Source organism: Verrucosispora sp. ts21 (genome assembly GCF_002879555.1).
In the GTDB taxonomy this organism is placed as follows: Bacteria; Actinomycetota; Actinomycetes; order Mycobacteriales; family Micromonosporaceae; genus Micromonospora; species Micromonospora gifhornensis.
In genome coordinates this window covers 26,610-40,329 of record NZ_PNOZ01000011.1, presented here as the reverse complement: position 1 = coordinate 40,329, position 13,720 = coordinate 26,610, and the positions used below count along the sequence as shown (strand labels likewise).

Here is a 13,720-nt window from a genome sequence, read left to right as displayed (position 1 = left end):
TCCGTCCGTCAAACCGGTCATTGCGCTCTAAAGGGTTGTATCAGCTACACCGCTGCCGCCGAGGGCAAATGGCGACAGCCAGGCTGATCCCGGGCACAACAACCCGTAGACGGAACGAAAGGATGCGGTCCACCGGCGCGTCGAATCGCGCTCGCGGTGTGTCGGACGGTCGGCTCAGTCCTCGGTGTCGAGGCGGCGCTGCAGCATCGTGCGCAGCGGAAGCGACTCGCCGTCGCGCCCACCCGCGCCGATGATCAGGGGCGCCGGACTGGGCTGGGGATCGGCGCCGAGCAACCGGGCGCGCAGCGTACGCGGCACGGTCAGCAGGTGGAATCGGCCGTCCACGTCGACGGCGCGGCTGCGCGCCCGGTCGATGTACCAGCCGTGCAGCCGGGTCCGGTAGCGGGCCCGCCCGTCGTAGGACCGGGCGACGAGTCGGGTGGTGGGCAGCCCTCGCCGCCGTGCCTCGGCGACGAAGTCGCTGACCAGCGCCGCCGCCTCGGCCTGCTCGGCGAGGCGGCGACGCTCAGCGGCGGCCGCGTGTGCCAGCACCGCGTGCTGGCGCGCCGTCTGCCAGTCCTCGTCGCCCACGCTCCTGACGGTACGCCCACCCGATCGCCCGTGCCGGCCCGGCCCGACGGCACGCCGGCCCTGCGCGACGGTGCCGGTCCGGCGGCACGCCCACTTCCGCTCGGCGGTGCGGCGTGTGCCGCACCGCCGAGTCGACCGGGATGTGCCCGCCGCCGGGGGAGTGGGGTCTGCTCAGAGCAGCCCGGCGCGGCGCAGCGCGTCGGCCATCGCGCTGTCGGCGGGTGGCTGCGGGCTGCGGCCCTGCCGCACCTGACCGCGACCCTGCCGGTCCTGCCCACCGCGCCCCTGGCCGCCCCGACCCTGCCGGTCCTGACCACCCCGGCCCTGGCCGCCGCGACCCTGTGGGTCCTGGCCACCCCGCCCCTGCGGCTCCTGGCCGCCGCGTCCCTGGCCGCCGCGAGCCTGCCGGTCCTGGCCGCCACGCGGACCCGGCTCGGCGTCGTCGTCCAGCCGCAGGGTCAGCGAGATGCGCTTGCGCGGCACGTCCACGTCCAGCACCTTGACCCGGACCACGTCGCCGGACTTCACCACCTCGTGCGGGTCCTTGACGAAGGTGCGCGACATCGCCGACACGTGCACCAGGCCGTCCTGGTGCACCCCGACGTCCACGAACGCGCCGAACGCGGCGACGTTTGTGACCACACCCTCCAGCACCATGCCGGGGGTCAGATCGCTGATCTTCTCCACGCCCTCGGCGAAGGTCGCCGTCTTGAACTCCGGGCGCGGGTCGCGGCCCGGCTTCTCCAACTCGGCGAGGATGTCGGTGACCGTGGGCAGACCGAACGTGTCGTCGACGAAGTCGGTGGCGCGCAACCCCCGCAGGATCGCGCTCTTGCCGATGATCGAGCGCAGGTCCTGACCGGTGGAAGCGAGGATCCGGCGCACCACCGGGTACGCCTCCGGGTGCACACTTGAAGAGTCCAGCGGGTCGTCGCCGCCGGGGATGCGCAGGAAGCCGGCGCACTGCTCGAACGCCTTCGGGCCCAGCCGGGACACCTTCTTCAACTCGGCGCGGGTGCGGAAGGGGCCGTTGGCGTCCCGGTGCAGCACGATGTTCTCGGCCAGTCCCGCGCCGATGCCGGAGACCCGGGTGAGCAGAGGTGCCGACGCGGTGTTGACGTCCACCCCGACGGCGTTGACGCAGTCCTCCACGACCGCGTCCAGCGACCGGGAGAGCTTCACCTCGGACAGGTCGTGCTGGTACTGCCCGACCCCGATGGACCGCGGGTCGATCTTGACCAGTTCGGCCAGCGGGTCCTGCAGGCGGCGGGCGATGGAGACCGCACCCCGCAGCGACACGTCCAGGCCGGGCAGCTCCTGGGAGGCGTACGCGGAAGCGGAGTAGACCGACGCGCCCGCCTCGGAGACCACCAGCTTGGTCAGCTTCAACTCGGGGTGCCGCTTGATCAGGTCGGCGGCCAGCTTGTCGGTCTCCCGGCTGGCGGTGCCGTTGCCGATGGCGATCAGCTCGACCCCGTGCGCGGCGGCCAGCGTGGCCAGGGTGTGCAGGGACGCGTCCCACTGCCGACGCGGCTCGTGCGGGTAGATGGTGTCGGTGGCGACCACCTTGCCGGTGGCGTCCACCACCGCCACCTTCACCCCGGTCCGCAGACCCGGGTCCAGTCCCATGGTGGGCCGGGCCCCGGCCGGTGCGGCGAGCAGCAGATCACGCAGGTTGGTGGCGAAGACCCGGACGGCCTCCTCCTCGGCCGCCTGCCACAGCCGCATCCGCAGATCCGCCCCCAGGTGGATGAGGATGCGGGTGCGCCACGCCCAGCGCACCGTGTCGGTGAGCCACTTGTCGGCCGGCCGTCCCTGGTCGGTGACGCCGAACCGGCCGGCGATCGCGGCCTCGTACCGGGTCGGGCCGGTGACGACCGCATCGGCGTCCCCGTCGGCCTCCGGGTCCATGGTCAGGTCGAGTACGCCTTCCTTCTCGCCCCGGAACATGGCCAGGATCCGGTGCGAGGGCAGCTTCGGGTACGGCTCGGCGAAGTCGAAGTAGTCGGCGAACTTCGCCCCGGCGCTCTCCTGCCCCTCGCGTACCCGCGACACCAGCCGGCCCCGCGACCACATCTGCTCGCGCAGCGTGCCGATCAGGTCGGCGTCCTCGGCGAACCGCTCGATCAGGATGGCTCGGGCCCCGTCCAGCGCGGCGGCGGCGTCCGCCACCCCCTTGTCGGCGTCGACGAACCCGGCCGCCACCGTCTTCGGGTCCTGCGTGGGGTCGCCGAGCAGCGTGTCGGCCAGCGGCTCCAGCCCGGCCTCGCGGGCGATCTGCGCCCGGGTCCGCCGCTTGGGCTTGTACGGCAGGTAGATGTCCTCCAGCCGGGACTTCGAGTCGGCGGCCATGATCTGCGCTTCGAGGGCCTCGTCCAGCTTGCCCTGGCTGCGGATCGACTCCAGCACCGCGGCCCGCCGCTCGTCCAGCTCGCGCAGGTACCGCAGCCGCTCCTCCAGGGTGCGCAGCTGGGTGTCGTCGAGCAGCCCGGTGGCCTCCTTGCGGTACCGCGCGATGAACGGCACGGTGGCGCCGCCGTCGAGCAGCTCAACGGCCGCGCGTACCTGGTGCTCGGCGACGCCGAGCTCGCCGGCGATGCGCTGATGAACAGAGAGGGTCACGATGTCGCTCCGCCTTCTGGTGTGGGTTCCGTCGTGCATTCTGCCGGGCTACCGTGGCGATCATGGAAGCACCTGTGGAGCCTCGGGCGCGGCGGCTGTTCGGCGGCAGCGCGCGTGCCCTCGGCGACCTGGCGACCAGCCCGTTCCGCACCGACCGGGACCGCATCGTGGGCTCGCCGTTCTTCGCCCGGCTCGGTGGGGTCACCCAGGTGGTGAGCCCCGGCGGGTCCGGGCTGCTGGTGCACAACCGGCTCACCCACAGCCTCAAGGTCGCCCAGGTGGCCCGGGCGATCGCCGAACGCCTCACCGCCGACGGCTGGCAGCGTGACCTGGCGGAGAAGTTGGGTGGCTGCGACCCGGACGTGGTGGAGGCCGCTGCGCTGGCCCACGACCTCGGTCACCCGCCCTTCGGGCACCTGGGGGAGCGGGTGCTGGACCGGCTGGCCCGGCACCGGCTCGGCCTGCCCGACGGCTTCGAGGGCAACGCCCAGTCGTACCGCATCGTCACCTCGACGGAGATCCGGGGCGCGGCCACCACCGGCCTGGACCTGACCGCGGCGGTGCGGGCCGCGATGCTGAAGTACCCGTGGACCCGGCTCGATCATCCCGATCCGCATCCGCGCCTGTTGGATCCGCCGCCGCGCGGGGCGAGCCCACCGCCCGACGACCTGGACAGCGGCTCGGCGAAGTTCGGGGCGTACCGCACCGAGTTGGACGATCTGCGGCAGGCCCGGGCACCGTTCGTCGGGCGGATCGCCGACTGGCAGCAGACCGTCGAGGCGTCGGTGATGGACATCGCCGACGACATCGCGTACGCCATCCACGACGTGGAGGACTTCTACCGGGTCGGGGTGCTCCAGCAGGGCGCGGTGGCCGCCGAACTGATGGCCTGGCAGCGTGAGGGCGGGCACCTGCGGGCCATCACCGACGCGGCGCTGGCCACCTCGGCACGCCGCCCCGGCGCGGCGATCGAGCGGTTGCGTCGCCAACTGCACCGCAAGGACGGCTGGGTCGCCGACGATGACGCCTTCGCCTCGGCGGTCGAACACGTCCGCGAGGAACTCGTCGACGGGCTGCTCGCGATGCCGTTCGACGGTTCGATCGAGGCGGAACAGTACGTGGCCCGCTTCTCCGCCCGGTGGACCACCCGGCTGGTCGACGCGATCACCATCACCGAGAAGCCGTCGCTGCGCTCCGGGCACGTGCTGCTGCCCCCACCGCAGTGGCACGAGGTGCAGGTGCTCAAGTTCGTCCACCACCGGTTCGTGCTGGCCCGCCCGGACCTGGCGTTGCACCAGCGTGGTCAGGCCCGACTGCTCGGCACCCTGGTCGAGGCGCTGCTGGAGTGGCTGCTCGACCCGGAGGAGGAGTCCCGCCTGCCCCGCCGCCTGCACGACCTGGTGGAGTTGGCCGAGGCGGAACTGCATCCGCGTACCCAGGACCGGATCGGCAAGGCCCGCGGCCGGGCCATCGTGGATTTCGTCGCGCAGCTGACCGACGGGCAGGCGGTGGCGATGCTCGACTCCCTGTCGGGCCGTTCGGGCGCGCTGTGGACCGACGCGTTCGTGCTCTGAGCGGCGCGGCTCAACGGGCCGGTACGCCCTTGACGACGGTGTCCGGCGGCACGTCGCGTACCACGCAGGCCCCCGCGCCGACGATCGCGCCGGCACCGACGCGCAACTTGGGCAGCACCACCGCGCCCGCGCCGATCAGCGCGGCGGTGTCCAGACGGCAGTCGCCGGAGACGGCCGCGAGCGGGTGCAGCGAGACGTGGTCGCCGACCACGCAGTCGTGGGCGAGGGTGGCGTTCTGGTTGACGTGCAGGTGTCGTCCGGCGGTGACGTTCGTGGTGATCCGGGCCCCGGCGAACACCACCAGACCCTCGGCGCAGACGAGGTCGGCGCCGACGGTGGCGTCCGGGTGCACCAGACTGGCCACCGGCAGGCCGAAGGAGTCGACGCGGGCGGCCACCGTCCGGCGGACCCTCGGGTCGCCCAGGGCGAGCGTGAGGTGGGTCTGCGGGGGCAACTGCCCGAGTACGGCGAGGGTGCCGAGGTACGGCAGACCGGTCGCCTCCGCCCGTTTACGGTTCACGTCCGACGGGGCGTCGTCGACGAAACCGACCGGCCGCCAGACCGCCCGGCCGGCCGCCTCGTTGACCGCCGCCACCAGTTGGGCGATCTCCCGACCGTGGCCGCCGCAGCCGACGATGACGAGGTCGAGACCCGCCTGCGCAGGGGTGGTCTCCTGGTCGCGGCGAACCTGCATGTGTCTCCTCCGCCCGTTGACCGGATGACCGCTGACCGATCCGCGAGCAGATTAGCCAGTTTGTCGCGGTAGGCGCAGTTATCCGCCGGGCCCGGCGAGTCATCGGCACCCGGCGTCCGGCCGATGTCTCAGGCGATCGCCTGCCACCAGCCGTCGACCGAGGGCGGATCGTCGACCGTGACCCGCTCACCCGGGCGCGGCACGGCCAGCCGGACGTCGCGCGCCTTGGCCTCGGCCCAGAGCCGGTCCACCGGCTCCGACCAGTCGTGCAGCGCCAGGTTGAAGGTCGCCCAGTGCACCGGTACGAGCAGTCCACCGCGCAGATCGGCGTGCGCGGTGACCGCCTCCTCCGGGAACATGTGGATGCTCGCCCAGGCGTGGTCGTACGCGCCGATCTGGATGAGCGTCACGTCGAACGGCCCGTACGCCGCACCGATCTCGGCGTAACCGGCGAAGTAGCCGGAGTCTCCGGTGTAGTAGACCCGGCGCTGCCGCCCGGCGACCACCCAGGAACTCCAGAGGGTGCCGTTGCGGCGCAGCCCGCGCCCGGAGAAGTGCTGCGCGGCGGCGCAGGTGATCTCCAGTTCGGCCACCCGGTGGGTCTGCGCCCAGTCCAGTTCGACGATCCGGTCGGCCGGTACGCCCCACCGGTCGAGGTGGGCGCCGACGCCCAGCGGCACCAGGAACGGCGCCGACTGCCGGGCCGTCAACTCCCGGACCGTGGCCATGTCCAGGTGGTCGTAGTGGTCGTGGGAGATCAGGATGGCGTCGAGGTGGGGCAGTTCGTCGAGGCGTACCGGCGGCTCGTGCAACCGGCGCGGGCCGAGCGCGGCCGACGGCGAGCACCGCTCGCTCCACACCGGGTCGAGCAGCACCCGCCGTCCCTCGATCTCGATGAGCGTGGTGGCGTGGCCGTACCAGATGACGTTCAGTTCGCGGGCCGGGTCGACCGGCGTCGCCGCGACCGGGCGGACCAGTGGCACGGGGGCGCTCGGACGGCGTTTCTGCTTACCGAAGAGCAACTCTCGGAGCAGGTTGCGGTCCGGGGCCGGGGCGGTGATCGGGGTGCCCGGTCGGTTGTGGAAGACGCCGTCGCGGAACTGCGGCGAGCGGGCCGCCCGGTCCGCCCGGGCTCCGGCGAGCCGACCACCGAGCGCGGCCGGGACGTCCCGGGCCGCCCAGGCCAGACCGGCCAACCCGGCCAGGGCCGCGAGCCCCGCCATCGAGCCGCTGATCCGTCGGCCGGTCACCTTCTTCGAGTCCCGCATGGTTCCCCCTCCGTCGCGGCCCGGATCCACGTTAACCGCCGCCGGCTCGGTCAGCCGCCGTTGCTGGGTCGGTGCGGGTGGGCCCGGTGTCGGGTCCCGCTGCCGCCGACCCGGTCGGTGGCGTCCAGGAACCGCCGCCCCAGCCTGGCGCGGGCCGCCACCGCGGGGTGGGTGGCGCCGTAGTCGTCCGCGCCGGGCTGGCCGTCGGCGAAGAGCGCGTACGTCAGCACCGGCGCGCCGGCGGCGTCGAAGATCACCCCTGCCTCGTGTCGGGCATCGGCGAACCAACCCGCCTTGGTGGCGATGCGAGCCCGCTGCGTCGAGGACATCTCCCGGCGGATGCCGTCGGTGAACGCCACCGGGGAGCGCAGCAGCCGCAACACGACATCGGTCGAACTCGGCGTGAGCAGGGTGCCGCCGACCAGGGCCCGGAGCAGGTCGTGGGTTTCCCGGGGGGTGCTGGTGCCGAGGTAGAACCGGTTCGGGTTGGCCACCGGCTCCACCTGGGTGTTCGGGAAGCCCTTGTCCCGCAGGATCTGGTTGAGCTCGGCGGCCGGGCAGAGAAGCCCGCAGAGCCGTACCGCGGTGTCGTCGGAGACGGTCAGCAGGTTGGCCAGCACGTGTCCCAGGGTCACCTGGCTGGGGTAGGCGCCGTCGAGGCTGAAGATGCCGTCACCGCCGGGCACCACGATCGCGGCGCTCACCTCGACCCGCTGGTCGAGGGTGAGCAGACCCCGGTCGACCTTGTCCAGCACGGCGACCGCGACGGCGATCTTGTTGACGCTGTACGCCTCGATCCGGCGGTCCGCCGACTCTGCCACCGCGACCATCGGGTCACCGCCGGCAGGGCTGCTGAGGCTGACGTACGCCTGCCAGTTCCCGCCGGCCCGGCTGGTCTCCCGTCGGTACGCGGCACCGACGCGCGCCACGGCGCTCCTGCGGTCGGCGGCGTCGGCAACCCCGGCCGGGCCTGGCTCGGCGGCGGTCATCGCAGTCGGGCCCGGCTCAGCGGCGGCCGGCACGGTGGTGCCGAACACGGTGCCGGCCGTGGCCACGGTGCCCAGGCTGAGCGCGGTCCTGCGGTTCACTCGGATGGTCAATCGTCTCTCCCGTCGGTGCCCGATCGTGTCCTCGGGACACCTTAGGCCGACGGATCGACGCGTGTGCGCCCGTCGATGCGCTCACGGGGTGAGCACGACCTTGACGCAGCCGTCCTCCTTGCGCTGGAACATCTCGTACGCCTGCGGGGCCTGCGCCAGCGGCATCCGGTGGGTGCGCAGGTCCGTCACGCCGAGCGGGTCGCTGTCGTCGGCGAGCAGCGGGATGATCTCGTCGGTCCAGCGTCGGACGTGACACTGGCCCATCCGCACCTGGATGCCCCGGTCGAACATCTCCATCAGCGGCAGCGGGTCGACCTCACCGCCGTACACCCCGGAGATGGAGACGGTGCCGCCACGCCGCACGGCCTTCAACGCGGCCTTGAGCACGACGAGCCGGTCCACCCCGACCTTGTCGATCATCTGCCCGGCCAGCTTGTCGGGGAGCAACCCGGCGGCGGTCTGAGCGATCTTGCCCAGTGGCGCGCCGTGCGCCTCCATGCCGACCGCGTCGATCACCGCGTCCGGTCCACGCCCGTCCACCAGGTCGATCAACGTGCCGGGTACGTCGTCGAGCTGGCTGACGTCGAGCACCTCGACGCCGTGCCGGCGGGCCATCTCCAGGCGCTCCGGCACCACGTCGAGACCGATCACCCGTTCCGCGCCGAGGTGCCGACCGACCCGGGCGCAGAACTGACCCACCGGGCCGAGGCCGAAGACGGCCAGGGTGCCACCGCGCGGGGTGTCGGCGTACTTCACCGCCTGCCAGGCTGTCGGCAGGATGTCGGAGAGGTAGAGCCACTGCTCGTCCGGACCGGTCTGCGGCACCGTGATCGGCCCGAACTCGGCGTGCGGCACCCGCAGATACTCGGCCTGCCCGCCGGGCACCGAGCCGTACAGGGAGGTGTAGCCGAACAGCGCAGCGCCCTTGCCCTCGGCGGTGACCTGGGTGGTTTCGCACTGCGCGTACAACTGGCGGGAGCACATCCAGCAGGAGCCGCAGGCGATGTTGAACGGCACCACCACCCGGTCGCCGGGCTTGAGCCGGGTCACCCCCGAGCCGACCTCCTCGACGATGCCCATCGGCTCGTGCCCGAGCACGTCACCCGGCTTGAGGTACGGCCCGAGAACCTCGTAGAGATGCAGGTCCGACCCGCAGATCGCGGTGGAGGTGATCCGTACGATCGCGTCGGTCGGCTCCTCGATCCGCGGGTCCGGCACCTCCTCGACCCGTACGTCCCGCTTGCCCTGCCACGTCAACGCCCGCATGCCCGCCTCCTCGCCGTCGTAGCTGACCTGCTACCCGACAAGGCGCCCCTCAACCACCCCCACCGCTCCTGCCCGCGTTGATCAAGAGGTTTGCGTCAGGAATCCGGCGATCGCCGACGCAAACCTCTTGATCAACATCGAAGGGGGCGGGGTGCGGGGTCAGGCGGTGGGGGAGTCGGGGCGTTTGGTGGTGGTGGCGGCGAGGTAGTCGCGGTTGAGGCGGCCGATGGTGCTCAGCGGGATGCCCTTGGGGCAGACGGCGGTGCACTCGCCGGCGTTGGTGCAGCCGCCGAAGCCGGCCTCGTCGTGGGCGTCGAGCATGCCGATGACCCGGGTGTACCGCTCCGGCTGGCCCTGGGGCAGCAGGCCCAGTTGGGTGACCTTGGCGGCGGTGAAGAGCATGCCGGAGCCGTTCGGGCAGGCCGCCACGCAGGCGCCGCAGCCGATGCAGGCGGCCGACTCGAAGGCGGCGTCGGCGTTGGCCTTGGCCACCGGGACCGAGTGGGCCTCCGGCGCGCTGCCGGTCGGCGCGGTGATGTACCCGCCAGCCGCGATGATCTTGTCGAAGGCGTTGCGGTTGACCACCAGGTCCTTGATGACCGGGAAGGCGCGGGCCCGCCACGGCTCGATGTCGATGGTGTCGCCGTCTTTGAACTGTCGCATGTGCAGCTGGCAGGCGGTGGTGCCGCGCTGCGGCCCGTGCGCGTTGCCGTTGATCATCAGACCGCACATGCCGCAGATGCCCTCGCGGCAGTCGTGGTCGAAGGCGACAGGTTCCTCGCCGGCGAGGATGAGCCGCTCGTTGAGCACGTCGAGCATCTCCAGGAACGACATGTCCGGGGAGACGTCCTCGACCTGGTAGGTCACCATCCGACCCTTGTCCGCGGGGCCGGATTGGCGCCAGATGCGCAGGGTCAGGTTCACTTGTAGCTCCGCTGCGTGGGGTGGACGTATTCGAACTTCAGGTCTTCCTTGTGCAGCACCGAGGGCTCACCGGTGGCGGTGAACTCCCAGGCGGCGACGTAGGCGAAGTTGTCGTCGTCGCGCTGCGCCTCGCCGTCGGGGGTCTGGTGCTCGGCCCGGAAGTGGCCGCCGCAGGACTCCTCTCGGTGCAGGGCGTCGATGCACATCAGCTCGGCCAGCTCGAAGAAGTCGGCCACCCGGCCGGCCTTCTCCAGCGACTGGTTGAGCCCGTCGGCGTCGCCGACGATGCGGACCCGCTGCCAGAACTCCTCGCGCAGCGCGCGGATCTCGTCGATCGCCTTGCGTAGCCCGGCCTCGGAGCGCTCCATGCCGCAGTGTTCCCACATGATCTGACCGAGCTCACGGTGGAACGAGTCGACCGTCCGGTCGCCGTTGACGGCGAGCAGCCGCTGGAGGCGGTCCTCGACGTTGCGACGGGCCTCGATCGCGGCCGGGTGGCTGCCGTCGATCTTCTCGAACGGGCCGGCGGCCAGGTAGTTGGCGATCGTGTTGGGCAGCACGAAGTAGCCGTCGGCCAGCCCCTGCATCAGCGCCGAGGCGCCGAGCCGGTTGGCGCCGTGGTCGGAGAAGTTCGCCTCGCCGATCACGAACAGGCCGGGGATGGTGGACTGCAGGTCGTAGTCGACCCAGAGGCCGCCCATCGTGTAGTGCACGGCGGGGTAGATCCGCATCGGGACCTCGTACGGGTCCTCGCCGGTGATCCGCTCGTACATCTCGAACAGGTTGCCGTACTTGGCCTCGATGGCCTTACGGCCGAGCCGGTCGATGGCGTCGGCGAAGTCCAGGTAGACGCCGAGCTTGGTCGGGCCCACGCCCCGGCCGGAGTCGCAGACGTTCTTCGCGGCCCGGGACGCGATGTCGCGGGGCACCAGGTTGCCGAAGGACGGGTAGATGCGCTCCAGGTAGTAGTCCCGCTCGTCCTCGGGGATGTCCCGCGGGGCCCGGTCGTCGCCCTTGGCCTTGGGCACCCACACCCGGCCGTCGTTGCGCAGCGACTCGCTCATCAGGGTCAGCTTCGACTGGTGGTCGCCGGAGACCGGGATGCAGGTCGGGTGGATCTGGGTGTAGCAGGGGTTGGCGAAGTACGCGCCCTTGCGGTGGGCCCGCCAGGTGGCGGTGACGTTGCAGCCCTTGGCGTTTGTCGACAGGTAGAAGACGTTGCCGTAGCCGCCGGAGGCGAGCACCACCGCGTCGGCGAACTCGCTGGTGATCTCGCCGGTGACCAGGTCCCGGACCACGATGCCCCGGGCCTTGCCGTCGACGACGATCAGCTCCAGCATCTCGTGCCGGGCGTTCATCTCCACGTTGCCCAGGCCGATCTGCCGCTCCAGCGCCTGGTACGCCCCGAGCAGCAGCTGCTGGCCCGTCTGGCCCCGGGCGTAGAAGGTGCGCTGCACCTGGGCGCCACCGAACGAGCGGGTGTCGAGCAGGCCGCCGTACTCGCGGGCGAACGGCACACCCTGGGCGACGCACTGGTCGATGATGTTGACCGAGACCTCGGCCAGCCGGTGCACGTTGGACTCGCGGGAGCGGAAGTCGCCACCCTTGACGGTGTCGTAGAAGAGGCGGTGCACCGAGTCGCCGTCGTTGCGGTAGTTCTTGGCGGCGTTGATGCCGCCCTGCGCGGCGATCGAGTGTGCCCGGCGCGGGCTGTCCTGGTAGCAGTACGACTTGACCCGGTAGCCCTGCTCGGCCAGCGTGGCCGCGGCCGAGCCGCCGGCCAGGCCGGTGCCGACCACGATCACCGTCATCTTGCGCCGGTTGGCCGGGTTGACCAGCTTGGCCTCGAACCGGCGGCGTTCCCAGCGGCTCTCGATCGGGCCGTCGGGAGCCCGGGTGTCGGCGACCGGGTCGCCCTCGATGTACAGATCCATGGTCAGGACACCAATCCGGTGAGTACGGCGAACGGGACCACGAGGTAGCCGGCGACGAGCGCGACGGAGAAGACCAGCGCCACCGCCTTGGCCCGCTGCTCGCCGCGCGGGGTCTGCTGGCCCAGGCTGCGCAGTGCGCTGAAGACACCGTGGCGCAGGTGGAAGCCGAGCGTGACGACCGCCAGGGTGTAGAAGAGCGTGACGTACCACCGGTCCGGCGCGAAGGTGGCGACGACGTTGGCGTACGGCCGGGACGGGTCGCCGACCGGGTTGAGGTGCCCGGTGGTCAGGTCGAGCAGGTGGTAGATCACGAAGAACAGGATGATCACGCCGCCCCAGCGCATGGTGCGGGCGGCGTAGCTGCCCCGGACCTTCTTGCGGTGGGCGTAGCGGACCGGGCGGGCGGCACGGGCGCGCAGGGCCAGCACGGTGGCGGCCCAGATGTGCCCGACGGCCGCGACGACGAGGCCGATGCGCATGAACCAGAGGAACCAGACGCCCGGCAGCAGCGGCTTGCCGACATCGCGCAGCCAGTGCGCGTACCCGTTGAACGAGGAGTCGCCCGCGAAGACCTTCAGGTTGCCCAGCATGTGTGCGATGAGGAAGAACACCAGGAAGATGCCCGTCACCGCCATGACGGCCTTGAGGCCGACGTTGGAGCGGATGGGCGACCGAGTTCGAGTCGTGACTACCACGTGCCCGACGCTAGGAGCACTTGGATCAGTCGTCCAATGCATCGACACCGCAGTCTTGATAGCCATAGGCTATCCAGATGCAGCTCCATCAGCTCAAGTACTTCGTTGCAGTAGCCGAAGTACGACATTTCACCCAGGCAGCCGATGTCGTCGGGATAACCCAGCCGTCGCTGAGTAAGCAAATTCACGCCCTGGAGGACACCCTCGGCGCCCCGTTGTTCGAGCGGGTAAGGGGCAACATCACGCTGACCGCGGCCGGTGAGGTGTTGCTGCCCCTGGCCAAGCGGATCCTCGCCGACGTGGAGACCGCCACCCGCGAGGTGCAGGAGCTGGTCGGTCTGCGGCGCGGACGGGTCCGCCTCGGTGCCACCCCGAGCCTGGCCACCTCCCTCGCGCCGCCGGTGCTGCGTCGCTTCCGCGACGTCCACCCCACCGTCGACCTGCGGGTGGAGGAGGGCGGCTCGCAGGACCTGGTCCGTGACCTGCTCCGCGGCGACCTGGACCTAGCCTTGATCATCATGCCGGCCCAGGGCATCGACCCGGGGCTACGCGCCGACCCGATCCTGACCGAGAGCCTGGTGGTCGCCTCGGTCGATCCGCTGCCGACCGCGTACCCCGGGGCCGACCTGGAGATCACCGACCTGCGCGACCAGCCGCTGGTGATGTTCCGTGAGGGCTACGACCTGCGCGACGCCACCCTGCAGGCATGCCGGGCCGCCGGCTTCGAACCGACCCTGTCGGTCGACGGCGGCGAGATGGACGCAGTGCTCAGTTTCGTCGAGGCCGGGCTGGGCATCGCCCTGGTCCCCGGCATCGTGGTGGCCCGCCGGCCCGGCATTCGGGTCACCCGACTGGCCCCACCCGGGGTGCGCCGCACCATCGCGGTGGCCCGCCGCCGCGACGTGGTGCCCACCCACGCCGGCCGCGAACTGCGCCGCATCCTGCTCGACTACGTGCACACCGCCACCGCCGGCGACGAGCTTCCGCCCGGGGTCGAGCCGCTGACCTGAGGCCGCACCGCATCGAGCACGATCGAAGCAGCCCAGGGTCGC

The 13,720-nt window shown here is 71.6% G+C and carries 11 protein-coding genes; 2 read left to right on the top strand and 9 right to left on the bottom strand.

The genetic code is table 11. From position 1 onward, the window contains the following. Window positions 1–174: 174 nt before the first annotated feature. Window positions 175–591 carry a hypothetical protein gene (locus C1A38_RS06885; RefSeq protein WP_102656984.1) on the bottom strand — a complete coding sequence of 139 codons (417 nt, stop codon included), beginning with the start codon at window positions 589–591 and terminating at the stop codon, window positions 175–177. A gap of 171 nt (window positions 592–762) precedes the next feature. Further along, complete coding sequence (locus tag C1A38_RS06880; RefSeq protein WP_102656983.1) at window positions 763–3,213, bottom strand: Tex family protein; 2,451 nt, start codon at window positions 3,211–3,213, stop codon at window positions 763–765. 62 nt (window positions 3,214–3,275) lie between these two features. Between C1A38_RS06880 and C1A38_RS06875 the strand changes: the two genes are divergently transcribed. Continuing rightward, complete coding sequence (locus tag C1A38_RS06875; protein WP_102657052.1) at window positions 3,276–4,787, top strand: deoxyguanosinetriphosphate triphosphohydrolase family protein; 1,512 nt, start codon at window positions 3,276–3,278, stop codon at window positions 4,785–4,787. Window positions 4,788–4,797: 10 nt separating this feature from the next. Here the strand turns inward: C1A38_RS06875 and C1A38_RS06870 are convergent, their stop codons facing one another. The 7 genes from C1A38_RS06870 to C1A38_RS06840 form a co-directional block, all read right to left on the bottom strand. Continuing rightward, a complete protein-coding gene (locus C1A38_RS06870) occupies window positions 4,798–5,481 on the bottom strand; it encodes a NeuD/PglB/VioB family sugar acetyltransferase (RefSeq protein WP_102656982.1) in 684 nt (227 codons plus the stop codon). Between the two features lie 128 nt (window positions 5,482–5,609). Continuing rightward, on the bottom strand, window positions 5,610–6,749 hold the full coding sequence (locus tag C1A38_RS06865; RefSeq protein ID WP_102656981.1) for an MBL fold metallo-hydrolase: 1,140 nt from the start codon (window positions 6,747–6,749) through the stop codon (window positions 5,610–5,612). Window positions 6,750–6,799: 50 nt separating this feature from the next. After that, the gene (locus C1A38_RS06860; RefSeq protein WP_233196675.1) at window positions 6,800–7,849 is read right to left on the bottom strand and encodes a serine hydrolase; all 1,050 of its coding nucleotides are present in this window, start codon (window positions 7,847–7,849) and stop codon (window positions 6,800–6,802) included. Window positions 7,850–7,930: 81 nt separating this feature from the next. Then, window positions 7,931–9,115, bottom strand: a complete 1,185-nt coding sequence (locus C1A38_RS06855) for a zinc-dependent alcohol dehydrogenase (RefSeq protein WP_102656979.1) — start codon at window positions 9,113–9,115, stop codon at window positions 7,931–7,933. A 159-nt stretch (window positions 9,116–9,274) separates the two neighbouring features. After that, the gene (locus C1A38_RS06850) at window positions 9,275–10,039 is read right to left on the bottom strand and encodes a succinate dehydrogenase/fumarate reductase iron-sulfur subunit (RefSeq protein WP_102656978.1); all 765 of its coding nucleotides are present in this window, start codon (window positions 10,037–10,039) and stop codon (window positions 9,275–9,277) included. Continuing rightward, window positions 10,036–11,973: a fumarate reductase/succinate dehydrogenase flavoprotein subunit gene (locus C1A38_RS06845; protein ID WP_102656977.1), complete on the bottom strand. Its 1,938-nt coding sequence runs from the start codon at window positions 11,971–11,973 to the stop codon at window positions 10,036–10,038. Before C1A38_RS06845 ends, C1A38_RS06850 begins: the two co-directional genes overlap by 4 nt. Window positions 11,974–11,975: 2 nt before the next feature. Beyond that, a complete protein-coding gene (locus C1A38_RS06840; protein ID WP_199180112.1) occupies window positions 11,976–12,668 on the bottom strand; it encodes a succinate dehydrogenase cytochrome b subunit in 693 nt (230 codons plus the stop codon). A gap of 71 nt (window positions 12,669–12,739) precedes the next feature. Here C1A38_RS06840 and C1A38_RS06835 point away from each other — a divergent pair, with 71 nt between their 5' ends. Then, window positions 12,740–13,678, top strand: a complete 939-nt coding sequence (locus tag C1A38_RS06835) for a LysR family transcriptional regulator (protein ID WP_199180118.1) — start codon at window positions 12,740–12,742, stop codon at window positions 13,676–13,678. Window positions 13,679–13,720 lie beyond the last annotated feature (42 nt).

Excerpts from the sequence above, each read along its gene's own strand:
- C1A38_RS06855 (WP_102656979.1), bottom strand. The coding sequence starts at position 9,115 with ATGCGGGCGTTGACGTGGCAGGGCAAGCGGGACGTACGGGTCGAGGAG.
- C1A38_RS06845 (WP_102656977.1), bottom strand. The coding sequence starts at position 11,973 with ATGGATCTGTACATCGAGGGCGACCCGGTCGCCGACACCCGGGCTCCC.
- C1A38_RS06865 (WP_102656981.1), bottom strand. The coding sequence starts at position 6,749 with ATGCGGGACTCGAAGAAGGTGACCGGCCGACGGATCAGCGGCTCGATG.
- C1A38_RS06870 (WP_102656982.1), bottom strand. The coding sequence starts at position 5,481 with ATGCAGGTTCGCCGCGACCAGGAGACCACCCCTGCGCAGGCGGGTCTC.
- C1A38_RS06875 (WP_102657052.1), top strand. The coding sequence starts at position 3,276 with ATGGAAGCACCTGTGGAGCCTCGGGCGCGGCGGCTGTTCGGCGGCAGC.